At 63.0% G+C, this 22,750-nt stretch carries 18 protein-coding genes; 8 read left to right on the plus strand and 10 right to left on the minus strand.

The genetic code is table 11. The annotated features are described in order from the left end of the window. Positions 1 to 23 precede the first annotated feature (23 nt). Complete coding sequence (locus MESCI2_RS1000000139150) at positions 24 to 446, plus strand: Hpt domain-containing protein (protein ID WP_081738629.1); 423 nt, start codon at positions 24 to 26, stop codon at positions 444 to 446. Positions 447 to 461: 15 nt separating this feature from the next. On the opposite strand, the gene MESCI2_RS0106805 is transcribed toward MESCI2_RS1000000139150, so the two are convergent. The 6 genes from MESCI2_RS0106805 to MESCI2_RS0106830 all read right to left on the minus strand — a co-directional run bounded on the left by MESCI2_RS0106805 (position 462) and on the right by MESCI2_RS0106830 (position 8,151). Next, positions 462 to 1,886, minus strand: coding sequence for a glycosyltransferase family 2 protein (locus MESCI2_RS0106805; RefSeq protein WP_027035908.1), 1,425 nt, complete (start codon positions 1,884 to 1,886; stop codon positions 462 to 464). Further along, positions 1,886 to 2,923 carry a HEAT repeat domain-containing protein gene (locus MESCI2_RS0106810; RefSeq protein WP_027035909.1) on the minus strand — a complete coding sequence of 346 codons (1,038 nt, stop codon included), beginning with the start codon at positions 2,921 to 2,923 and terminating at the stop codon, positions 1,886 to 1,888. The genes MESCI2_RS0106805 and MESCI2_RS0106810 overlap by 1 nt, the downstream gene beginning before the upstream one ends. 2 nt (positions 2,924 to 2,925) lie before the next feature. After that, the gene (locus MESCI2_RS0106815) at positions 2,926 to 4,668 is read right to left on the minus strand and encodes a YaiO family outer membrane beta-barrel protein (RefSeq protein ID WP_027035910.1); all 1,743 of its coding nucleotides are present in this window, start codon (positions 4,666 to 4,668) and stop codon (positions 2,926 to 2,928) included. After that, positions 4,668 to 5,183, minus strand: coding sequence for a response regulator transcription factor (locus MESCI2_RS0106820; RefSeq protein WP_245270251.1), 516 nt, complete (start codon positions 5,181 to 5,183; stop codon positions 4,668 to 4,670). Before MESCI2_RS0106820 ends, MESCI2_RS0106815 begins: the two co-directional genes overlap by 1 nt. Before the next feature lie 149 nt (positions 5,184 to 5,332). Continuing rightward, positions 5,333 to 5,710, minus strand: coding sequence for a response regulator (locus MESCI2_RS0106825; RefSeq protein ID WP_027035912.1), 378 nt, complete (start codon positions 5,708 to 5,710; stop codon positions 5,333 to 5,335). Beyond that, complete coding sequence (locus MESCI2_RS0106830; RefSeq protein WP_027035913.1) at positions 5,710 to 8,151, minus strand: hybrid sensor histidine kinase/response regulator; 2,442 nt, start codon at positions 8,149 to 8,151, stop codon at positions 5,710 to 5,712. Before MESCI2_RS0106830 ends, MESCI2_RS0106825 begins: the two co-directional genes overlap by 1 nt. Positions 8,152 to 8,440: 289 nt before the next feature. Between MESCI2_RS0106830 and MESCI2_RS0106835 the strand changes: the two genes are divergently transcribed. Further along, on the plus strand, positions 8,441 to 10,531 hold the full coding sequence (locus tag MESCI2_RS0106835) for a glycosyltransferase family 25 protein (protein ID WP_027035914.1): 2,091 nt from the start codon (positions 8,441 to 8,443) through the stop codon (positions 10,529 to 10,531). A 156-nt stretch (positions 10,532 to 10,687) separates the two neighbouring features. After that, positions 10,688 to 11,560, plus strand: coding sequence for a phytanoyl-CoA dioxygenase family protein (locus MESCI2_RS0106840; RefSeq protein ID WP_245270252.1), 873 nt, complete (start codon positions 10,688 to 10,690; stop codon positions 11,558 to 11,560). An 86-nt stretch (positions 11,561 to 11,646) separates the two neighbouring features. Here the strand turns inward: MESCI2_RS0106840 and MESCI2_RS0106845 are convergent, their stop codons facing one another. Beyond that, positions 11,647 to 12,546, minus strand: a complete 900-nt coding sequence (locus MESCI2_RS0106845; RefSeq protein ID WP_027035916.1) for a LysR family transcriptional regulator — start codon at positions 12,544 to 12,546, stop codon at positions 11,647 to 11,649. Positions 12,547 to 12,674: 128 nt separating this feature from the next. Between MESCI2_RS0106845 and MESCI2_RS0106850 the strand changes: the two genes are divergently transcribed. The 3 genes from MESCI2_RS0106850 to MESCI2_RS01000000134430 all read left to right on the plus strand — a co-directional run bounded on the left by MESCI2_RS0106850 (position 12,675) and on the right by MESCI2_RS01000000134430 (position 15,651). Then, a complete protein-coding gene (locus tag MESCI2_RS0106850) occupies positions 12,675 to 14,312 on the plus strand; it encodes an ABC transporter substrate-binding protein (protein WP_027035917.1) in 1,638 nt (545 codons plus the stop codon). Between the two features lie 573 nt (positions 14,313 to 14,885). Continuing rightward, complete coding sequence (locus MESCI2_RS01000000134425) at positions 14,886 to 15,254, plus strand: hypothetical protein (protein ID WP_032900470.1); 369 nt, start codon at positions 14,886 to 14,888, stop codon at positions 15,252 to 15,254. Between the two features lie 181 nt (positions 15,255 to 15,435). Further along, positions 15,436 to 15,651 (plus strand): hypothetical protein, encoded by a 216-nt coding sequence (locus tag MESCI2_RS01000000134430; RefSeq protein WP_032900471.1) that lies wholly within the window; start codon positions 15,436 to 15,438, stop codon positions 15,649 to 15,651. 256 nt (positions 15,652 to 15,907) lie between these two features. On the opposite strand, the gene smc is transcribed toward MESCI2_RS01000000134430, so the two are convergent. From smc to MESCI2_RS0106880, 3 genes are all read right to left on the minus strand, one after another. Further along, a complete protein-coding gene (gene smc, locus MESCI2_RS0106870) occupies positions 15,908 to 19,369 on the minus strand; it encodes a chromosome segregation protein SMC (protein WP_027035918.1) in 3,462 nt (1,153 codons plus the stop codon). A 105-nt stretch (positions 19,370 to 19,474) separates the two neighbouring features. After that, positions 19,475 to 20,218, minus strand: coding sequence for a DsbA family protein (locus MESCI2_RS0106875; protein ID WP_027035919.1), 744 nt, complete (start codon positions 20,216 to 20,218; stop codon positions 19,475 to 19,477). Between the two features lie 163 nt (positions 20,219 to 20,381). After that, a complete protein-coding gene (locus MESCI2_RS0106880) occupies positions 20,382 to 20,882 on the minus strand; it encodes a DUF721 domain-containing protein (protein WP_027035920.1) in 501 nt (166 codons plus the stop codon). Positions 20,883 to 20,935: 53 nt separating this feature from the next. Between MESCI2_RS0106880 and mutY the strand changes: the two genes are divergently transcribed. Together mutY and MESCI2_RS0106890 are read left to right on the plus strand one after the other, a co-directional pair. Next, a complete protein-coding gene (mutY, locus tag MESCI2_RS0106885; RefSeq protein ID WP_027035921.1) occupies positions 20,936 to 22,084 on the plus strand; it encodes an A/G-specific adenine glycosylase in 1,149 nt (382 codons plus the stop codon). Continuing rightward, a complete protein-coding gene (locus MESCI2_RS0106890) occupies positions 22,077 to 22,688 on the plus strand; it encodes an HAD family hydrolase (protein ID WP_027035922.1) in 612 nt (203 codons plus the stop codon). Before mutY ends, MESCI2_RS0106890 begins: the two co-directional genes overlap by 8 nt. The last annotated feature ends 62 nt before the right edge of the window (positions 22,689 to 22,750 follow it).

Here is a 22,750-nt window from a genome sequence, read left to right on the forward strand (position 1 = left end):
GCGCGGTTGCCCACAGCACAGGCATGCCGGTGTCGTTGCAGACCAGCCTGGTGCCGTTCTCCTCCGGTGGGAGGTCGTACTCGACCAATCAGTCCATTCCAACCCGCGCCGCTTTCTGCTTGAATGACCCTCGACGTCCCGCAACGGAGCATCGGCCTATCTCAAACGATCCCTTCGCTTCCTTGCAGCAACGGTTCCTTGCCCGGTGTGCGGATCGGCTCGTGGAGTTGAAGGCCGCCCGTGAGAGGAGGGCTGTGCCCGGCAGCAGTTCCGGCGATACGCTGATCGGGATCGCTCACTCGCTGGCGGGTGGGGCCGGAACGTTCGGCTTTCCGGATATCAGCGTGCGAGCGTCCGAGCTTGAGACGTTGCTGATCGAGCGGTCGGATGTCGCACATACTGCGCTCGATGCGCTTATTGCGGAGATCGAGCGGACGCTGAAGTGACTCAACCGAAGAGGCTCACTTCTTCGGTCCAGTCAGGCCGGTCCTGGTCATCTCGCCCCAGCTCTGGTCGGCGCGCAGATACTGCCACCAGCCCTTCACGCGCCATAAATTGTTGAGCTGGCGGTAGCCGAAATTCTCGATCACCGCCACGGCCGTGAGCACGGCAAGGTCCCGCGCGCGCGGAAAACGCTGAAGCTCGGCTTCTTCGAGAACCAGCGAACACACGCTCACGCAAACGCCGTAGGTGAAAACTAGCGACGTGAATGCCAAGAGATATTCGGTCGACAGGATGCCGAGTAGCCAAAAGGCCGGGATCAGCACATAGCCCAGCACCTCCGATATCGGCCCAAGCACATCGACAATCAGTATGTGGCCAAATCCGAGGAAGCCGACCCGCCCATAGCGGGGGTTGAAGAGCATGGAGCGGTAGCGAAAGAAGCACTCGAGCGCACCGCGCTGCCAGCGCGTGCGTTGCCTGGCCAGAACGCGCAGTGACTCGGGCGCTTCTGTCCAGCACACCGGCTCCGGAATGAACTGGATGCGGTATTTGCGTTTGGTGTCCATCATGTGGCGATGCAGCTTGATCACAAGGTCCATGTCCTCGCCCATCGATCCCTTGGTGAAGCCGCCAACCGCCACCACTTCGGCGCGGCGGAACACGCCGAAGGCGCCGGACACCAGCATCAACGTGTTGATGCGGCTCCAGGCCAGCCGTGCCATAAGGAAGGCCCGCAGATATTCGACCACTTGGAACAGTGCCAGTAACCGGCTGGGCAGGCGGATCTCGCGCACCCTGCCCCCTTCGATCCTCGATCCGTTGGCGATGCGGATCGTGCCGCCGACGGCGATGGTGCGCTCGGGATCGTCGATGAAGGGCTGTGCTGCGCGCATCAGCGCATCGGGCTCGAGGATGGAGTCGCCGTCGATCACACAAAAGAGAGGCGCGCGGCAGACATTGACGCCGGCATTCTGGGCATCAGCCTTGCCGCCATTTTCCTTGTCGACCACGAACAGCCGTTCTGTCATCCGCGAGGAATAGAGGCCGCGGATCGGCTTGTGCGTCAGGGCCTCCTCATAGGGCCGGTGGAATTTCACCAGCTTGAAGCCTTCGATAAGGCGCTGCAGAGTCTGATCCTTCGAGCCGTCGTTGATGACGATCACCTCGAAATTCGGATATTCAAGCGCCAGCATCGAGTGCACGCTCTCGACTACGTTCACTTCCTCATTATAGGCGGGTACCAGCAGCGCTATTGGCGGCGCAACGTCCCCATAGCGGTGCCACAGCAGCGCCGAACGCGCGACTGGCGGGCGCTTGGACAGCGCGTAGGCGGCAATGATAAGCTGCAGCAGGTATACCGCCGTCTGCGCCAGCCCTGCCCCAATGATGAACCAGGACAGGATGGAGGCACCCAGGACGATCTCTTGGCTCCAGTCGAACATCAGGCGGCCGGCCCCTCGGCAAGGATCAGCGAGGCCGTGCGCTGCCTGCGCGAGACGTCGCTGGCGGCGATCTCGCGCAGCACCTGCTCTCCTTTCTGGCCGAACGAGCGGAGCGCGTTGGCAGCGGCATAGCGCACAGTCCATGCCTCGTCGTCCATAAGCTGCGCGAGGGGCGCGGCGAGTTCAGACAGGCCGAGGCGGCCCGCCGCATCGGCAGCGTCGGCGCGTACATCCCAACCGCCATTTTCCATCGCCTTGATCAGGATGGCCGGCGCATTGGCATGTCCGGTCAGACCGAGTGCCCGCAATGCGGCTGCGGCAACCTCCGATGACGGATCGCCGGCCGCGCGGGCAAAGAACTCGCCGAATTGGAAGCCGCCGGCGCGGGCAAGGGCATCGATCGCAGCCGCCCTGATGAAAGGCACCGCGTCCTGACGTCCGGCGTAATCCCTGAGCTCGTCGAACCGCTTTGGTGGAAAGCGCCTGAAAAGCTCGATCAGGCGTCGCGAGCGCTGCCCCGCCACGCCGATCTTGCGCAGCGTTACGACCAGCGGCGGCAAGGCGCCAATATCACACAGCGCGATGGCGACGGCGATCCTGACCTCGCGCGAGCGGTCGCGATCGAGCGCCGAAAGCAGGTTTGCCACCGCGTTTTCCGAACGCAACGCCGCCAGCATCTCGGCCGCGTGGATGCGTTCGGCACCGTTGCCTTTTTCAAGCTGGGTGCCGACAAGGGTCGGCAGGCCACATTCATTGAAGGCTGAAAGGAGCTCGTCGTGCTCCTCGCCGCGCAACAGCGAAATAAACTCGAAGCCGGCATCGATCGCCACCCTCGCCGGTACCGCAAGCAGCGCCGTCTTCAATGCCTCGCGATCCCGATTTTCGGTGAAGGCGATCAGCGCCGTCAGAAGAAGGCGCCGCTGATCGGCGCCCGCCGTCCCCCGGCGCTCCTGCAATACCCGACGCACGATCAGCAGAAGCATGATCGCCAGGGAAAGGGCACTGAGCAGGATGGATAGGTGCCAGATGTACAACATGATCAGAACCGCGCGGTTAGGCCGAGCCCGAATGTGGTTCGGTCGAATGTCGGGCGCTGCTCATGGGCGAGGCTGCCGCGCAGCGTCAGCGGATCGGTGACGTCCCAGGAGATGCCGGCAAAGACGGTACGCGTCGGCACCAGCGTGCCGTCGGAGATCTCGGGGGCATCCCCATAGCCACCGAACACATTGACGCTCGGGGTAACTGCAAGATCGGCCCGCAGCACATAACCATCGGCGCGCGTGCCGATGTCGTCGGCTGCGTGGACCCAACGTGCCGAAAGCCCCAGCCGGCCGTCCAGGACATAGGCCTGCACCCAGGGCGAGATTGTGGTGACCTCGGCGGTAGCGAAATTGTCATAGCGAGCATCGATGTTGAGCGAGAACGGACCAAGCGCTTTCGCGGGCGCCATGATCCGCCACGAAGCGCCGGCCCCGACCGAATATCGTGCCAGGAAGTCGGCATCCGGCGTCGCCGCTGCCAGCACATAGGCCGAAACCGTGGGCGAAAAGGCCTGGTCGATGCGGCCATCAATTTGAACATCAGTGCGACCGTAGCGAGTCGCCATCCGGGTGCGGCCCGAAATGGTCGTCTGCGGGGTGAGCCGATAGGCAAGGCCGGTCGAACTGTCTGTCCAATCACCAAGTCCATCGGTGAGGTCGCTCACTTCGCTACCGATATCGAGCCGCCATTTGCGCGGCGGTGACGCAGCTAGTCTCTGCTCGATGTCGCGCGAGCCGGGTTCGAGGGCGAGCGCCTGCCGGTAGGCATCGCGCGCGGCGTCGTCGTCGCCACGGGCGCGGCGCACATCGCCGATTCCCACCAGCGCTTCGGCATTGCGCGGATCGATCGCCAGAACCCGCCGAAACGACCGCTCGGCCCGCGTGTAATCCTGCTCGATCAGGGAAATCCGCGCGTCGAGGCCGAGCGCCTCGGCATTGTCAGGCATAGTGCCAAGCACGTCATCAACCGTTGCGCGGGCGCGCGGCACGTTGCCTTGCCAGATCGCCAGGCGGACCTTGCCGAGGCGGGCGTCAAGAAGGCCGGGCCTGATGGCCAGCGCCTGGTCGAAGAAATGCCCGGCCTCGTCGAATTTCTGTTGGGAGCCCGCCACGAGACCCATGGCGACCAGGATGTCGGTGTTTTTAGGCGCCAGCCCGAGCGCGCGGCGATAGGCGTTCTCCGCCTCGGGCAATTGTCCCGCCGCCCGCAATCTCTGGCCCTTCTCCATCAGGCCGGCGACGGCATCCGGCCGCGGCGGACGCGGCTTTTTCCTCACGGTCGCAGGCTTCGCCTTGCTGCTGCCGGCCCGCTGAGCCTTGCGGATGTTGGCGACAAGGGTACTCGCGTCGGCATTGCCGGGCTGGGCACGCGAAACCTTTTCGGCGAGGGGCAGCGCGGCGTCGAGATTGCCGGAGCGGAACTCGGCCTGAGCGATGCCGAAGCTGGCATCCAGATAGGTCGGCGCAAGCGCAAGCGCCGTGGAAAAGGCTTCACGCGCCGCCGGCAGATTGTTGCGGCCAAGCTCGGCGAAGCCAAGTTGCACCAGGGCGTCGGCATTGTCGGGCTTGAGCGCCAGCGCACGCCGCAACAGCTCCGCCGCCTCGTCGAAATGCTGGGCTTGCCTGGCCTTGACGCCGGAGGCGTACAGTTCGTCGACCGTCTGGGCCAGCGCGACAGCAGGCGACGATGCAACCGCCAGGAAAACGCACGCCGCCATGATGGCGCGCCGGCCGCGCCACATCAGCGTTTCCCGCTCTTGCGGGCCAGCAGGCGCGCAAGCCGGGCCAGGAGCTCCTCAGGAATGAAGGGTTTCACCAGGTAGTCGTCGGCCCCCTTCTCAAGGGCCGAGACGATGTCCCTTTCGCCCTTGCGGGCGGTCAACATGACAACCGGGGTTTCGGACAAAGCCGGATCGCTCTTGATGCGGGCAAGAACCTCCAGGCCGTCTGCCTTGGGCATCATCGCGTCGAGCACGATGATGTCCGGCGCCTCATGCTCCGCTTTCAAGAGCGCTTCCGCCCCGTCTACCGCCTTGATGACGTCGTATCCCTTTGCCTTGAGCCTGAACTCCATCAGTTCGAGCAAGAGGGGATCGTCATCGCAAATCAGAACTCTTGCCTTCGCTCCGTTCACCAGCCTTGCTCCGGTTCGCGTCTCGTTTTGCCGCTTGCCCCCCGGAGTAATTGATCCATGAACCGACATCCGCCAACGCGGTTCATGCAGACAGACACATTCTTCCCAATCGCCGAGCTCCACCGATGCCGCACGATTATAGACAACCTGATTCGCTACGCCTGTACCTCGGCACAATCAGTAGATGAATAAGGCGACATGGTATAGGAGCGGTGAACGGCGTCGCACAGTCTGCAGCCAGGCTGCGCTCGGTGCCCACGCCAAACGTCGGCTCAGGCGCCTGACACAAGCAATCTTTTGACTTCGCCGGCAAGCGCAAGCGGGTCGAATGGCTTGGCGATCACCCCTACCGCCCCCATCGCCAGATAGCGTTCGACTTCATGCGTCTGGGTGCGCGCGGTGATGAACACCACGGGTATCGAAGCCGTCGCGCCAGCCTCGGCCAGGCGCCTCAACGTCTCCGGCCCATCCATGTCCGGCATCATTACGTCGAGCAGGATGAGGTCGGGTCGCCATTCGGCGGCATCGACTAGCGCCTGCATGCCGGACGAGCAGGACCGCACCTCGAATTCCGGCTCAAGCTCCAGCGACATCTGGGCGATTTCGCGGATATCGTCCTCGTCATCCACATAGAGGATCCGTGCGGGCATCAGCGTGTCTCCTTGGTGTTCGCGCCAGGCCGAGTAAGGGACGAAACCAACATGCTGCTGACCAGCTTTGCCACATCGATCTCCGACGCCCTGGTCTTCGTCATGATCGCCTGAACGCGATCGCCGAGTTTCTGGTCGAGCTCCGCCGCCGAAAACACGATAACCCCGGTCTCTAAAGGCAGATCGACGAGGAGGTCCAGGCCAGATCCGTCGGGAAGTGCAATGTCCAGGATGATCAGATCGAAGCGATGCTTCGCCACCGCCTGCCGGGCTTCCTGCAGCGTCTTTGCGGATGTGATCGAGACGCCCGAACCCAGCCCCTCCGACATCACCGCAAGCACGCCCTCATCGTCTTCGACATGCAGAATCTGTGGCCTCGGCTCGGCCCTGCGGCCGACGATCTTGGCGAGAGCCGCGTGAAGCCGTTTCGAATCCACCGGCTTCTCCAGCCAGTCGACAATGCCGACGGCGCTGCCGTTCAGCGTGCGCCTAGCCTCGTCAGCGACGGCAGAGATGACGATGACCGCGATGTCGGAGTTCGCCGGCGATGCCCTGATGTCATGGAAGAGTTTGATGCCGGATTCCCCCGCCAGCTTGATGTCGAGCGTTAGCGCCACGTAGTCGCGGGAGCTCAGGAGCGCCTTGGCAGTATCGATATCGGGCGCGACGTCGCTGGAAAAGCCTTCCGCATCGAGAAGTGCTGCGATCACTGCTGCAATGTCGGGCTCGTCCTCGCAGATGAGAACCCTCAGGCGATTATCAGCTTCTTGCGGTTGCCGGGTCGGTGAATCCAGCTTGGCGTCCTGTCTGCCCGCTTCGGGAAGGTCGACGTGAAAGGAGGTTCCCTTACCTTCCTCGGTTTCGAAGGAAACGGCGCCACCCAGCTTGTCGGTGATGGCCTTGACGATGCTCAAGCCTAGGCCGGTGCCGCCTATCTTGCGGGTGCTGGAGGCGTCGGCCTGCTCGAACTTTCCGAATATACGGCTGCGGAAAGCCTCCGGGATGCCAGCGCCCTGGTCCATCACGGAAATGCGAAGCATGTCGCGGTCGCGACGCTGGAATTTCACCGTCACCGTACCGTCGGTATGCGAGAACTTGATAGCATTCGACAGTAGGTTCGCCATCACCTGATGCAGGCGATCCGGATCGATGTTCGCCTCGGCGCGCGGCGCATCGTCGACCAGAACCATCCTGATCCGACTGTCGGCCATGTAGTTGGAACTGGCGGCAATGGCCTGCTCCAGGACCTGACGGACAGGCATCTGCTTGATCTTGAAAGTGATCACGCCCGATTCGATCTTCTCCATATCCAGGATGTCGTTGATGAGAAGAACTAGCCTTTCGCTGTTGGTGTGAGCGATGTGGACGAGATTGGCGGCCTTGGGCGGCAGTTCGCCCCCCACGCCGGCCGCAATCAGGCCAAGCGAGCCGCGGATGGAGGTCAGCGGGGTCCGCAATTCGTGGCTGACCGTGGAAATGAAATCGTTCTTGAGTTGGGCGGCGCGCTTCTGCTCGGTGATGTCGCGATTGTAGGTGATGACGCCGACGATCTTGCCGGCCTCGTCGCGAAAAGGGGCCTTGAGCGTGTAGAGCCAACCTTGCCGCCCATCGGGGAAATGCGCCGGCTGGTCGATCCGCAACGTCTGCCCGGCCTCCAGCGCGCCCATCTCATCCTGCCGGAAGCGTTCGGCCACCTCCTTGGGGTAGAAATCGAAATCCGTCTTGCCGATCAGATCGTCGACCGAAGCGGCGCGAACCATTTCGGCGGTGGCGGGGTTGGCGGCGATGAAGCGGCCGTCGACATCTTTTATGTTCAGGCAATCCGGCAGTTCGCGAACCATGGCCCGGTAGGTCATGTTGGACATCAGGAGCTCGCGCCGGCGCTGCTGCCGGTCGAGCAGGACGCCGATGATGATTGTGCTGAGAAAGCGGAACACGAGGGAGGGGAACGTGCTCTGCTGCACAAGGCCCGTGACGGCTTGCGCCGGGATGACCAGGAGCGTGATCAGCCCGGCAAGAGCGACCGTTACGCCCAGACCGAATATATCGTACATGGTGCGCGATCGGGCCGCGACGATGTGGTGCCACGCAATGCCGACGATTGCGGTGATGAGGATACCCATGACACCAGCACCCGCACCCTGCCCGCCGAGATGGACGCGATAAACAATGGAGCCGAACGTGGCGATGAGCATTGCCGGCCATCCGCCGAAGAACGCGGCAGCAGCAATGAAGGCGGCGCGCAGATCGACGACGAAGCCTGAGACGGACAGGGCCGTCGCCATGGAAATGATCGCGCCCACGCACATGACCACGCCAAGAAGCAGCGACTGCATCCGCCGCGAGAGACGCCCGGTGAAATCCGCCACAAGGTCCCAAGCGACCACGAGGATGGAGACCAGGGCAAGGTTGGCGAGGAGTGAGTGCCAGATGTCGGTCATGACTTCGGCTCCTTTTTCCCACAGATACCGGCTAAACCTATCCGATATCTAAAGACGCTGCCCGGCCATGCCGTTCTATTCCATCCGGGCACGTGGGATCCGAGAGTACCTTTGCGATCTTCCATGAAGCCGATCAGCTAATAATTCGACTGCTTCATAAATCCAGATGAGCCAAAGCCATCGCGGCAAATTCAGGTCTTGCACATGATCTGGACAGTGTCGCCTTGAACATCTCCTTCTTTCCATACATAGGTCGGCCAGGTGGGTGGCGGCTCAACATGGAACTTCAATGAACCTTCCTATCTTCGCCATCAACCTCGATCGCGAGACCCAGCGCTGGAGCGAATTGCTCGCCAGCGCCGAAGCGGCAGGACTGACCTTGCAGCGCATTGCCGCGGTCGACGGTCGGGCGCTTGCAGAAAAAGACTGGACGGAGATCGATCTGCCAGCCGCGCGCAAGCTGAGCGGGCGCGACATCCTTTCCGGCGAATATGCCTGTTACCGCAGCCATATCCAGGCGCTGGAAACGTTCCTGGCCGGTGGCAGTTCCTATGGCCTGATCGTCGAGGACGACGTCCTCTTCAGCGAAAACACCATGCAGCGCATCGAGGCCATCATCGCGGCGGTGCCGGATTTCGACGTCATCAAGCTGACCAACCATCGCATCAGCTTCTTCATGCGCGCCGTCGAGACGACGGAAGGCGACGAGATCGGTCGTGCGCTGCATGGCCCGCAAGGCTCGGCCGCCGCCTATCTGGTGACGCGGCAGGGCGCGCAGGGTCTGTTGTCGGCGCTCGCCATAATGAAAATGCCATGGGACGTCGCGCTCGAACGCTTTTGGGATACCGGCCTGAAAGTCTATTCGGTCCGCCAAAACGTGCTTGGCTTCGCCGCCAGCAGTGAGATCTCCGGCATAGCCGGTCCCTCGGGAAGCTACAAATCCGCAAGGCTGGGCGGGCCGAGCCGGCTACGTGCCGGGGTGTTGCGGGCCAGCGACGAACTGCGCCGCCTGCATCACGTCCTGCTGCCGCCCCCTCTGCCGCGAGAAGCCCTGGATGATGCCAAGGACAACGCGCCGCGCCACACCTTGCTTCTGTTGCTTGCGGCACTCGCCATTCTCGCCCTGGTTTCCGCGGTGTGGCGCGAGGCCGACACCTACCGCTATGCGGGCCTGGCGCTGGCCCTGGTCGCGGTCATCCGCTGGTTCAGGGTGGATTTGTGGACCTACAGCAAACCGCTGATCGGCTGGGTCGGCTTCCTGTGTCTGGGCTGGTCGCTCTACGTCTTCATTCGGCTGGCGATCGTCTATTTCGGCACCCACCAGTTGGGTGGCGCCGAAGGCATTTACATGTTTCCGCTGTTCTACGCGACGACCGGCTTCGCGTTTCTGCTGTTTGTCAGGCAGCCGGCACGGCTCGTGCTCGGGTTCATGATCCTCAGTCTTGTCTTCCTGGCGGCGGACACCGCCTGTTCGGGCCTGTTTCAGGATATCCAACCGGCGCCGTGGCTGTTCAACAATCCCATCCACGCTTCGGTGGCGGCCGGTTTCATCTTCCTCTGCACGCTGCAATTCATGGCTTACACGGCCCAGAGAACGGACCTCGGGAAAGCAACCAAGAACCTGTATTGGGCGCTGTCGACGGCCGTCCTGCTGCTTGCCCTCGTCAATATCATCGAGATGCGGTCAAAGGGCGTGTGGCTTGCACTTGCGCTTGCGCTGCTCCTGTTGACGGTGATGACCCTGGCGAGAGGCCATCGCCGCGAACTGTTGGTTTCGGGTGGCGTGCTGGCGATCGTGGCGGCCGGCATTGCCGCAACACACAACATCTTCTCGTCCACCGCCGGCGATACCATGGCCTTCGTCAAAACCTTGGTTCCGGACGTGTTCAGGCATGGCGTCCTCCCCGCCTTCGACCGCGCCATCGCCAGCGATGCGGTTCCGCTTGCAGCCAAGGAAAGGCTGATGCTGTGGGCGGATGCGATCGATATCTGGAAACGCCACCCCATCTTCGGAGCGAGTTCCAGCTGGCTGACCGAGTGGGAGAACAGAACCTATCATCCCATGATCTTCAACGTCTTCCACAATGGTTATCTGGAGATTGCCGTGCGTTATGGCGTGGTCGGACTGGCGTTCTTTGCCTTTCTCTACACCTGGTCGGCCAGGCAGGTCCTGCTGGCCATGCGAGCCAAGTTTGTCGCGCCGGCCGCATGGTCCTGCTACATCTCCACACTGGTCTTCTTCGCCCTAAGCATCCTCACCAATTCCAACAACCGGCTGGCCATGGGCGAGGCCTTCATGTGGTTTGCCGCGGCGTTCGGCTTCTATTGTTTTTATGTTCGTCAGCAGAAGAACCTTGTCGCGCCGCGAACCTATTTTTAGGGCCTGCTATCGTGCCAGCCGGTTGCGGCCGATGCACCTTTGACGCCCCGCTCAATTTCCCGATAATCGGGAAAGTCGATGCCGAAATCCACGGCTTATCACGGGCAACCCCTTCGTTACGATCGACACAGATCACAGACAGGGGTTGTCACGGACATGCTGACGGACAAGCAGGCACGCGAAGCGGTGGAGCAGTACCGCGAGGAAGGATACGCGATCGTTCGACAATTCGTCGACGGCGACGAGATGATCCGGCTGAAGAAGGAAACCGATGCGGTCTATGCCGAAGGCCTCAAGCATCACGCCACCTTCCGGCACGGCAACCTGAATTTCCAGATCCTGCCTGAATCGGACTTTGGCCAACGCTATGTGTTGCAGGCTTACTGGTTTTCCTGGATCAATTCCTATTTCGAAGAATTCCGCCGCAATCCCGACTATCTGAAGCTGCTCGAGGGCCTGATCGGCCGTGACATAAGGCAGATCGCCCAACAGCTGCACTGGAAGCCGCCCGGCGCCAATGTCACGGGTTATCGCTTCCACCAGGATCTGCGCTTCCGTAACCAAGCCGCCTTCGACAATGTCGCCGACGCCACCGTGACAACGGGTCTCGCGGTCGATCGGGCGACGCTGGACAATGGCTGCCTTCAGGTAGTGCCCGGCAGCCACAAGCTCGGCTATCTCGGCCTGTCGGACGAGGGAACCGGCGAGCTGATGAAGGGCCTGACCGCCGAAGAAGAGTTGCGCAAGGTCGGCATCGACCCGGCGACCATCGTTCCGCTGGTGCTGGAACCGGGCGACCTTGCTTTATGGGGGCTGCTCACCGTGCACGGCTCCTCGCCCAACAAGTCGCAGCACGACCGCGCCTTTGCGCTGTCCAGCTATGTGCGGGCCGATACGACGCAACGTGGCGAATGGGCGTTCAGGGACGGTGTTTCGGTGCCGCTCGGCAAGACGCCGGCACTGTGCAAATACGAAAAGCTCTTCGAGGAGCCGGGACCGATGTACGACACCACCGCCTGGTGGAAATGACGCTGCCGCGTCGGGCGACGGGGGCAGAGGGGGCCTGGCGTTCGCGCCAGGCCCCTGACGGCGTTGGCCGGCAATCGGGCAGCATTTCAGGCGGTGAAGTCGGCCGACAGTTCTCGGATCAGGAAATCGACGAATGCGCGCACCTTGGCCGCAATATAGGTGCGGTGCGGATAGAGTGCGTAGATCGGGCTGGAGCCGGGGCGAAACTCATCCAGATGCACTTCCAGCCGCCCGTCCCTGATCGCAGCGTCGACCAGCAGGCTGGGCAGGTTACCGATGCCGAAACCGGCGGTGGTCATCTGGTAGGCGGCCTCGACGCTGTTGGTCGAGATGCGCCCGCCGACAGCCGCATCGAAAGGGCCGTCTGGTCCGATGAAGGGCCATGTGCCAAGCCGCTTGGCGAAATTGCTCAGCACGCAGGAATGGCTTGCCAGCTCATCCGGGTGGACCGGGCGGCCGTTTGCGTCCCAATAATCGGGCGTGGCGCAGACATAGTTGCGGACTTCACCAAGCCGGCGGGCAATCAAGGCGGAATCGGCCTGACCGCCGAAGCGGATGGCGACATCGTAGCCTTCCTCGACAATGCCGACGACATAACGCGCGGTGAGGTCGAACTCGATCGTGGTGAGCGGGTTCTCTTCGAGGAATTTCGGCACCAGCTTGGTTATGCGCGTGTGGCCCAGAACATTGGAGCAGGAAACCCGGATCAGGCCGCGCGTCTCCTTGTGCAGGCCGCGGGTCGAATCCTGCAGTTCGGAAATGTCGTCGAGCAGGCTGCGGGCACGCGGAGCATAGTCGCGGCCCGCCTCGGTGAGGCTGAGGCGCCTTGTGGTGCGATTGATGAGCCGGACGCCGAGGTCGTCTTCCAGTTCCTTGATGGTGCGGCTGACGGCCGTCGTCGACATGTTGAGATCGCGCGCCGCCGCCGACAGGCTGCCCAGCAGGCAGACCCGATCGAACACCCGCATCGCCGTCAGAAGATTCATCTTGCCTTCCCCTCGCCGTCGCGGCCTCGCCGCCATCGGCCGCGTCTTGCAGAAAACAGCGCCCAGCAACGACGCGGCAAGGGCATTCCACCGAATTCGGGCGTAAAATCAACAATGGGAGAACCGATATGACATCCAGACCTCTTCATCCGGCGATCGGCACATTTGCGAAAGGCGCGAACAGCGGCGCGCTTGGCCGCCGCGAGTTCCTGGCGCTGGCCAGCGCCTTCGGCGCCAGCACGGCGATTGCCTATGGGCTCATCGGTCAGCCGGTCCCGGCGCGAGCCGGGGAAGCCGTCCAACCCAGGAAGGGCGGCGTGGTGCGTGTTGCCATGCAGGTGATGGAGCTGGAAGACCCGCGCAAGTTCAAGGTTTCGCAGATGGGCAACATCGCCATGCAGTTTCTCGAACCGCTGGTGCGCTGGAAGCCGGATTTCACCTTCGAGCCTGTGCTGCTGCAGAGCTGGGAGATCAATGCGGACGCGACTGAATATGTGCTCAAGGTGCGCCCGGGGGTGAAATGGTCGAACGGCGACGATTTCACTGCCACGGATGTCGCCTTCAACATCACGCGCTGGTGCGAGAAGGATGCCGCCGGCAACTCGATGGCGGGGCGCATGACCGCCCTGATCGATCCCGACACCAAGGTGGCGCGCACTGCTGCCATCGAGGTTCGCGACGGCCACACCGTGGTCCTGAAACTGGCTCAGCCCGACATCACCATCATCCCCGCGATGACCGACTACCCGGCATTGATCGTCCACCACACCTTCAATCCGAAGGCGGCGCCGCTGTCGGCCAACCCCGTTTCCACGGGTCCGTTCGAACTTAAAAGACTCGATGTCGGCGTTGCTGCCTCGGTGCGCAAGCGGCCGGACGGGTCGTGGTGGGGCGGCGAGGTGTTCCTCGACGGCATCGACTGGATCGACTACGGCACCGACTCGGCCGCCACCGTCTCCGCCTTCGAATCCGGTGAGATCGACCTGAATGGGCAGACGCAGTCCTATGACGTCGCCATGCTCGACAGGCTGGGCCTGAAGAAAAGCGAGATCGTCACTGCCGCCACCCTGGTCTCGCGCTGCAACGTCAACGCCAAACCCTATGACGACAAGCGCGTGCGCAACGCCATACAGCTTGCGGTCGACAACGAAGCGGTGCTGCAATTGGGCGCCGACGGAATGGGTATCGTCGCGCAGAACGATCATGTCGGACCGATGCATCCCGAACACGCCGATCTGCCGCCGATCAAACGTGATCCGGTCCGGGCCAGGGCATTGCTCGAGGAAGCCGGCCAGCTCGATTTCGAGTTTGATCTGATCTCGGTCGAAGCCGATTACCGCAAGGAAAGCTCCGATGCCGTCGCCCAGCAGATGCGCGACGCGGGCTTCAAGGTGAAACGCACCGTCATCCCGGAATCGGCATTCTGGAACGACTGGACGAAGTATCCCTTCGCGACAACCAATTGGAACGCCCGACCGCTCGGCATCCAGACCTATGCGCTTGCCTATCAGACCGGTTCGGCATGGAACGAGACAGGGTTCGCCGACCCAGATTTCGATGCCAAGGTCCACAAGGCCAACGCCATCGCCGATCCGGAGCAGCGCCGTGCGGTGATGAAGGAACTGCAGGTCATGCTGCAGGATTCCGGCATCATCGTTCAGCCCTACTGGCGAAAGCTGTTCTGCCATATGAAACCCGCCTTGATGGGGTACCAGATGCATCAGGCCTATGAGCAGGACTTCACCCGGGCCTGGCTCGCCGCCTGATCGTGGACAATCCCTCCGACAGGGCGGCGCATTTTCCGGCGCCGCCCTTCGCCTGCTCACCGGGAAAGTTGCGCCGATGCGCCGCCATCAAGAACGCTAGAGGAGCAGTGCGGGTTTCGCATCGGGCATGATGCACAGATGCGCCCACACATGCCCTGCCTTGTCAGGTCGGCCGGGATTCCGAGCCGCCGCACCGGACCGGCTGGCACATCAAGTGTGCGAAACATTCTGGTTTCTGTGTCAGTCATCATCAAGCTCCGGTTCATGGCTGGAGCTTACTTTTGACTGATGGAAGCGAAACCCGCTTTCCCAGGCAACGACCTTCCCGAAAACCGGGAAAATTCGTGCTCTGGAGGGGCGACGCGAGCAGAATGTGGCTTGCGATGGCAGTATCGCGTCAGCTGAGTGCTCTTGCCGGGCTGCTCCTCGTGACCATCAGGATGGGTTCCGTTGCTTTTCGAAATATCCGATGCGATCGTGGCGCGGCGGCACCGCCCTGCCCCATGCACCGGGCGCGGCGCAGATCCCGAGCCGGATTCGACCTCCCGGCGGCCAGGCACAGATCGGAACAGAATGAGATTTTATCCAGCCGCCGAACGGATCGCTTTTTTCGGCACGCTTATCGCTGTTCTAGTCCTTGCACTGCTGCCTATACCCCGGCTCGAGGAGTACGGGATCGATATCGGTTTCCGGTCCGACAAGCTGAACCACGCCAGCGCCTTTGCCGTCATGACTTTCCTTGGAGGGCTCGGCTGGCCCGATCGAAAAGCAAGACTAATCGTCTTCCTCGCCATGGTTGGAGCGGCGATCGAGGTCCTGCAGGGCACGGCGCTGATACGGCGCGATCTCGATGTGCTCGACTGGGTTGCCGATTGCGCCGGCATCGCATGTGGCCTCGTGGCCGTGATCTGTGTGAACTGGATCTTGCGGCGCAGAGGTTGAGCCCGCTCTCAAGCCTTATGTGCACGGCGCCGATAGCCACAGGAGTTCGCGCTCGGCTCCATTGACTCGGCGAAATCGGATTGCAACGATCCGATCCGAGAGTGGGCGATTTCTAACTTGGCCAGACAGATGAAGCTTCGGGCGCGGCACCCAGGAAGCGCGCCATCAGTATTGAGGGACGATGACGATCAAGATCAGGCTTCCGGGCGGTGTGTTGAAGGTCAAGCAACGTCATGAGTTGCGGCGGCGGGAGCACAAGGGAGAAGTCGCGGTCTGGCAGTTGGGCAAATATTTCGTCATCTGGTGGCCCAGTACAATTCCCGATCGACCCTCCAAGAGCTCGAATACTGATGAGAAGCTTGAAATGACGCTTCCATCGACCGGAGAAGGCACGTAAGCTCTATGCATCATGGCTTTGCGAATCAGATTGCCGGGAGGCACACTGAAGGTGAAGACCTACCGCGAACTGCGTGATCGCGAGCGGGATCGCAGGGTGCCTGTGCTGAAACTGGGATCGCTCTATTTCGTCTGGTCCTCGGCCAGGCATCATTCGCACAGGCACAGTCCCTGACATTTCTTGCCGGGCGAAAACCGCTTGCATACTTTTCCTGAATCGCTCCGGGGCGGCCCATTCGCAGGCAGCGCGACCTGGGTCAGCTTGCCTCGCGCATCGCCTCGGCCGCCTGCAGGTCGACCGACACCAGCTGGCTGACGCCCTGCTCGGCCATGGTCACGCCGAACAGCCGGTTCATGCGCGCCATTGTGATGGGATTGTGGGTGATAATGACGAAGCGCGTCTCGGTGGTGGCGGCCATCTCGTCCATGAGATTGCAGAAGCGCTCGACATTGTGATCGTCGAGCGGCGCGTCGACTTCGTCGAGCACACAGATCGGCGCCGGATTGGTCAGGAACACCGCGAAGATCAGCGACATCGCCGTCAGCGCCTGTTCGCCGCCGGACAGCAGCGTCATGGTCTGCGGCTTCTTGCCGGGCGGGCGGGCAAGGATTTCAAGCCCGGCCTCGAGCGGATCGTCGGATTCGATCAGCTGCAATTCCGCCGTGCCGCCGCCGAACAGATGCGAGAACAGCCGCTGGAAATGGCCGTTGACCACATCGAAAGCGGCAAGCAATCGCTCACGGCCTTCGCGATTGAGGCTCTGGATCGCCTGCCGCAACTTGCGGATCGCCTCGATGATGTCCTCGCGCTCCGACACGATCGCTTCCAGCCGGTCGGATAGCTCCTTCTGCTCTTCCTCGGCGCGCAGGTTGACGGCGCCGAGCCGTTCGCGCTCGATCTTCAGCCGGTCGAGCTGACGCTCGATCTCGGCCATCTCAGGCATCGGGCTGTCAGCCTCAAGACCGGTGTGGCGAATAACCAGATGCGGTGGTGTGTTCAGCGTCTCCTGGATGCGCGCCTCGACCTCCAGCCGGCGTTCGTCGGCCGCGGTCAGCCGCTCTTCGGCGCGAACGCGGGTCTCTCGCGCCTCGGCCAGGAACTGGATGGCGCCGGTGGCGGCCTTGTCCAGTTCGGATTGCCGGTTCTCCGCTTCCTGCAGACGGTCGGCTGCCGCCTTGCGCAGGGTCTCGGCTTCGGTGAGCTGCGACAGCAAGGCACGCCGCTTGGCGTCGATTTCATCGGGAGCATCGGCCAGCCGCTCGCGTTCGGCCTCGGCCTCGGCCTTGCGTTCGCCAAGCGATGCGATCTGCGTCGAGGCGTTTTCAGCCCGCTCCAGCCAATTGCTACGCTCGGCGCCAATGGCATCGAGCCGGCGCGCGCGCGCCTCGGCTTCGCGTCGCAGGCCCTCGTGCACGGCACGCGCATCGGCAAGCGTGGCGCGGTCGCGGGCGACATTGGCCGAGGACTGTTCGAGCTGCAATTGCAGATCGCCGAGATCGGGCGCGTCCTGCAGCAGCATTTCCGCCTCGGCGAAGGCCGCCGAAATCTCCTCATGGCTGTCGACGATGCGGGCGCGCGCCTCGTCGAGCGCGGCGCGCCGGCTCTGCAATTCGCCGCCGGCCCTCTCGGCCTCGGCCAGCGCATTACGGGCAGCGTCCAGCCGATGCTGGGCGTCACGACCGGCTTGGCGCGTGTTGCGCTCGGCCTCGCTCGCCAGGCGCAGCGCCTGTTCAGCCTCTCCCAGCGCCTCCTCGGCCTGGCGCAGGACGAGCGTCGCCTGTATCGCCTCGGCATCGAGCTCAGCCAGCCGGTTCTTCTGCGCCAGCCGTTGTGCTGCGGCGGTCGGCGCATCGGCGCTGGCGGTAAAGCCATCCCAACGCCAGAGCGCGCCTTCACGGCTGACCAGCCGCTGGCCGGGAGCAAGCAGCGGCTGCAACCGGCGGCCGTCGCCGGCGGCATCGACGATACCGATCTGCGCCAGGCGGCGGGCGAGCTGTGCCGGCGCGTGGACCACGCTGGCCAGGCTTCTGACGCCTTCCGGCAGAGCCGCGTCGCCGGGCCGGATCGCGCTTTCGCCCCAATGCACCGGCGCGCTGCGGTCGAGCGGCACGTCGAGGTCTTCGCCAAGGGCCGCACCCAGCGCCGTTTCGAAACCGCGATCGACGCTGATCTGTTCCAGCACGGCCGGGAAGAGATCGCCGCTGGCGGCATTCAGGATTTTTGCCAGCGTGCGCGCTTCGGTTTCGATCCGCGCCAGCTCGGCCCTGGCATCCTGAAGTGGTGGCCGGGCAGCGCTTTCGGTAGCGCGAGCATCGATGACCGATTGCTCGGCCTCGGACACGGCAGCCTCGGCCTCCTCCAGCAGCGCCATGGCCTGTTCGACCAGCACGCGCTTCTCGGCCGGATCGGGCAGGCCGGCGACCTTGGAGAGTATCTCCGACAATTCCCGGTCGACATCGGCAAGCTGACGCGCGAAGCGGTCGCGGCGCTCGGCGGTGTCGCGCAGCGTCCGTTCGATCTGGTTGCGCGAGGCGGCAGCCTCGGCCCGCTCGGCAGTCAGCGCGGCGAGTTTGGCTTCGCTTTGCGAAAGCGTCGACGCAGCCTGTTCGAAAGCAGCGCGGGTCGTGGCTTCGCGCTCGGCGGCACCAGCATTTTCGGAATTGAGTGCCGCCTCTTCGGTGCGCAGACGCTCGAGAATGTCCGCATTGTCGCGGACCATGCGCTCTTCACGCGCGATATCGCCGTCGAGTTGCTGCAGCCGGCGCTCAAGTTCGCTCTGACGAGCGCGGATGCGGCCGGCTTCCTCTTCGATCTGCGACTTGGCGATCGACAGGCGCTGGAAGGCAGCAGCGGCGGCGGCTTCCGCGTCGCGCAGGTCCGGCAGCCTATGAGCGCCGATGCCTTGTTCCCTGGCGGCGGCCATCTGTGCCGCGGCGCGGTCGCCGACAAGGGCTGTCGCAACCGCCAGCGCTGAACGTGCCTCGCCTTCCTGCGTCTTGGCCAGCGTCCAGCGCAGATGCAATAGCGTTGCTTCGGCCTTGCGGATATCGGCGGACAGGTTCTTGAAGCGGGAGGCCTGGCGCGCCTGGCGCTTCAGGCTTTCGATCTGGCTTTCCAACTCGCCGACGACGTCGTCCAGCCGTTCGAGGTTCTGCTCGGCCGCTTTCAGCCGCAGTTCCGCCTCGTGGCGGCGGGTGTGCAGGCCGGAAATGCCCGCCGCCTCTTCGAGCAGCGCGCGGCGTGCCTGCGGCTTGGCCTGGATCAGTTCGCCGATGCGGCCCTGGCCGACCATCGACGGCGAACGCGCACCGGTCGACTGGTCGGCGAACAGAAGCTGCACATCCTTGGCGCGGGCCTCCTTGCCGTTGATACGGTAAAGCGAGCCGGCCTCGCGCTCGATGCGGCGCGACACCTGCAGTTCGTCGGCATCGTTGAAGGCAGCGGGCGCCGAGCGGTCACTGTTGTCGAGGAAAAGCGTGACTTCGGCGGTGTTTCGGGCGGGCCGAGTGCCCGAGCCGGAAAAGATGACGTCGTCCATGCCGGACGCGCGCATATTCTTGTACGAGCTTTCGCCCATCACCCAGCGCAGCGCCTCGACCAGGTTCGACTTGCCGCAGCCATTCGGCCCGACAATGCCGGTCAGTCCGCGTTCGATGACGAACTCGCCGGGCTCGACGAAGGACTTGAAACCGAGGAGGCGAAGGCGCGAAAACTTCATTCGCGCCACCCATTAAGCGGGTTTCCGTGGTTTTGCGAAAGGAATTCGCCACACGACAAGAAGCCGCGCACGCAGAAGCGCCGCCGCCTCAGGGCTGACTGGACGTCAGAGCAGAGGGTCGATGATGGCCGACATTTCCTCAATCGACATCGCCCCCTTGTAGGTCTTACCGTTGATGAAGAAGGTCGGTGTCGAGTCGACCTTGAATTCATTGGCGCCGCGCTTCTGGACCGATCTCACATCGTCCAGAAGTTTCTGATCCGTCAAGCAGGCCTCGAAGGACTCCTGTGTAAAACCGGCGAGCTTCGAGATTTGCAGCAGCGCATCCTTGGTATTCTGGACGCCAACCCAGTTCGCCTGCTGCCTGAACAGGACGTCGACCATGGGGTAATAGTTATCCTTGGCGCAGCGCGCCAGCATAAAACCGGCTTCGGCGCTCGGATCGAACGGGAATTCGCGCAGGATGTAGCGCGCCTTGCCGGTGTCGATGTACTTGGTCTTCAGCTCCGGAAAGGTGGTCTCGGCGAAATGCGCGCAGTGTGGGCAGGTCATCGACGCGTATTCGACGATGGTGACCTTGGCGTCATCCTTGCCAAGCTGCTTGTCGGGCAGCGCACCCGGCTTCATCAGTTCCGTCATGTCCACGGTGCCCTGGGCTTCCGGCGCGGTGGCGGCGGCCGGCGTGGCCGGCGTCGCGGGGGCGGCCGGGGCCGCAGGCTTCACATCCGCGGCCTTCGCCTCCTCGCTGGAGTCGCTGCAGGCGGCGAGCAGGGCGACCGCAGGAATGGCGGCCAGCGAAGACAGGACGTTTCTGCGAGACAAGCTTTGACCAAACGGGGGACGGTTCATACGAATCACCTGACAAGGGTTGGATTTTGCAATGCAAAGACACGAAAAGGCGAGAGTTGGCGCGAATTAAGGCATCTCGATCCCCAATCCAATCGCGAAACCTGACAAGGGCGATCACGAATGCGAGATATTGACGACGAATCCATGACTTTCTTCAAGACGCTTATGATTTTCTCTCCCCAATAATGGTCGCGCCAAGTTTTTCCAGCGAGGCGCGCAGTTCATCATTATCGACCAGGCCGACAGTCCCCGACAATTTCGTCTTCTCAGCCGCCGTCAGCGGCCTCAGGGCCGGTTTGCGCCTTCCTTTGTCGGCCGCCACCGGTTTCTGCAGGATCCTGATGCGGTTGATGGCGGTGAAGCCGAGGAAGGCGTTGACCCGGTTGATGATCTCGCCCGTCTCGTGCTGCAGATGAAGTGCCGCCATGCCTTCGCAGGCAATGACCAGCACGGCCGGCTCGAACGGATCGTCCTCATGCATACGGCGCGGCCACTGGATTTTTTCGGGGCGCGAATGGCTGGCCAGCCGCGGGCCGGCGATCTCGTCCCATGACTGGACGAGGCCGATCGAAATGCCGGCCCGCTTGCGCAGCACTGGATCGAGGATCCTGGTCGCGAGATCGCTGACCGGGACGGGATTGCCGTAGGGCGTTCTCCCTGCCATGTACGTCCTCCAGCGACGACCCAGCAGATACCGGCCAGGCCAATACAAGATCAATGGCACCAGCAGACCAGACCCGCAAGACCGCATCCTGGGATAGTGGTAAAGCCACATCCGGGAATATCGCATCCCGCCTGCTAGACTGGTACGACGTGCACCACCGTGAACTGCCGTGGCGCATCACGCCCCGTGAGCATGCGCGCGGCGTGCGGCCTGATCCCTACCGCATCTGGCTCTCCGAGGTCATGCTTCAGCAGACCACCGTCGAAGCGGTGAAGGCCTATTTCCGGGTATTCGTCGAGAAATGGCCCGACGTCGAGGCGCTGGCCGCGGCGCCCACCGAGGACGTGATGAAGGCCTGGGCCGGGCTCGGCTACTACTCCCGCGCCCGCAATCTCAAGGCCTGTGCCGATCTTGTGGCCGCGCGTGGCGGCCGGTTTCCCGACACGGAGACGGGTTTGAGAGAACTGCCCGGCATCGGCGCCTATACGTCGGCGGCCATCACGGCGATTGCCTTCGATCGCCCCGCCGCCGTTGTCGACGGCAATGTCGAACGCGTCATCTCCCGGCTGTTTTCGATCGCAACCCCGCTCAGCGAAGCCAAGCCCGAGATCCGCGCCCATGTCGAGCGCATGGTGCCCGGGGCAAGGCCCGGCGACTTCGCCCAGGCGATGATGGATCTCGGCGCCACCATCTGCACGCCACGCCGGCCACGCTGCATGCTGTGCCCGCTGCGCGAAGACTGCGACGCCGTCGTTTCAGGCGATCCCGAGCACTTCCCGGTGCGCCTGCCCAAAGCCGACAAGCCGCAGCGACACGGCGCGGCCTTTGTCGCCGTGCGGGCCGACGGCGCCATCCTTCTGCGCAAACGGGCGGAGAAGGGCTTGCTCGGCGGGATGACCGAGGTGCCGACGACAGGCTGGACCGCGCGCATCGATGGGGCAACCACGGAAGCGGCCGCGCCCTTTCCCGCCGATTGGCGGCATGCGGGCCGCATTGCGCATGTCTTCACGCATTTCGCTCTCCAACTCGAAGTCTTTCACGCTCACATCAAAGGTGATGTGCCAGACGGGCATTTCTGGTCGCTCGCTCACGAGATTTCCGGCGAGGCGCTACCCACTGTCATGAAAAAGGCAATCGAGGCTGCGATACCCGGCGCGACGAAAAAGCCGTCGCTACACAGTGCAAAGAGGCCCCATGACTGAAATACGCCACATCGTTTTCGACATCGGCCGCGTGCTGATCCACTACGATCCCAACATTCCGTTCAGCCGCCTCATTCCGGATGTCGAAGAGAGAAAGTGGTTTTTCGACAATGTCTGCACGCATGACTGGAACATCGAGCAGGATCGCGGCCGGACCTGGGAAGAGGCCGAGGCGCTGCTGATCGCGGACCATCCCGATCACGCGGAAAACATCCGCGCTTTCCGCCGCCATTGGCACGAGATGGTGCCACATGCCTATGACGATAGCGTCGCCATCATGGTCGGCCTGATCGAGAGCGGCCACGACGTGACCATGCTGACCAATTTTGCCAGCGACACGCTGGCCGAGGCCCGCGAACGCTTCGATTTTCTCAATCGTCCGCGCGGCGTGACGGTGTCGGCCGATATCCGCCAGATCAAACCGGACCGCGCCATCTACGATCACCACGTCGCCGCATTCGGCCTCGAACCGTCGGCCACGCTGTTCATCGACGACAGCCAGAAGAATGTCGACGGCGCCAAGGCGGCAGGCTGGCAATCGGTGCTGTTCACCGACGCAAAGACGCTTCAGGCAGACCTTGAACGTCTCGGAATCAAGGCCTGATTTGAATCGCTTCGCGCGATCCGTTGAGCCTGAATCAACGGCATTCGAAGCAATTGGCAGGG

The organism is Mesorhizobium ciceri WSM4083 (assembly GCF_000519305.1).
In the GTDB taxonomy this organism is placed as follows: domain Bacteria; phylum Pseudomonadota; class Alphaproteobacteria; order Rhizobiales; family Rhizobiaceae; genus Mesorhizobium; species Mesorhizobium ciceri_B.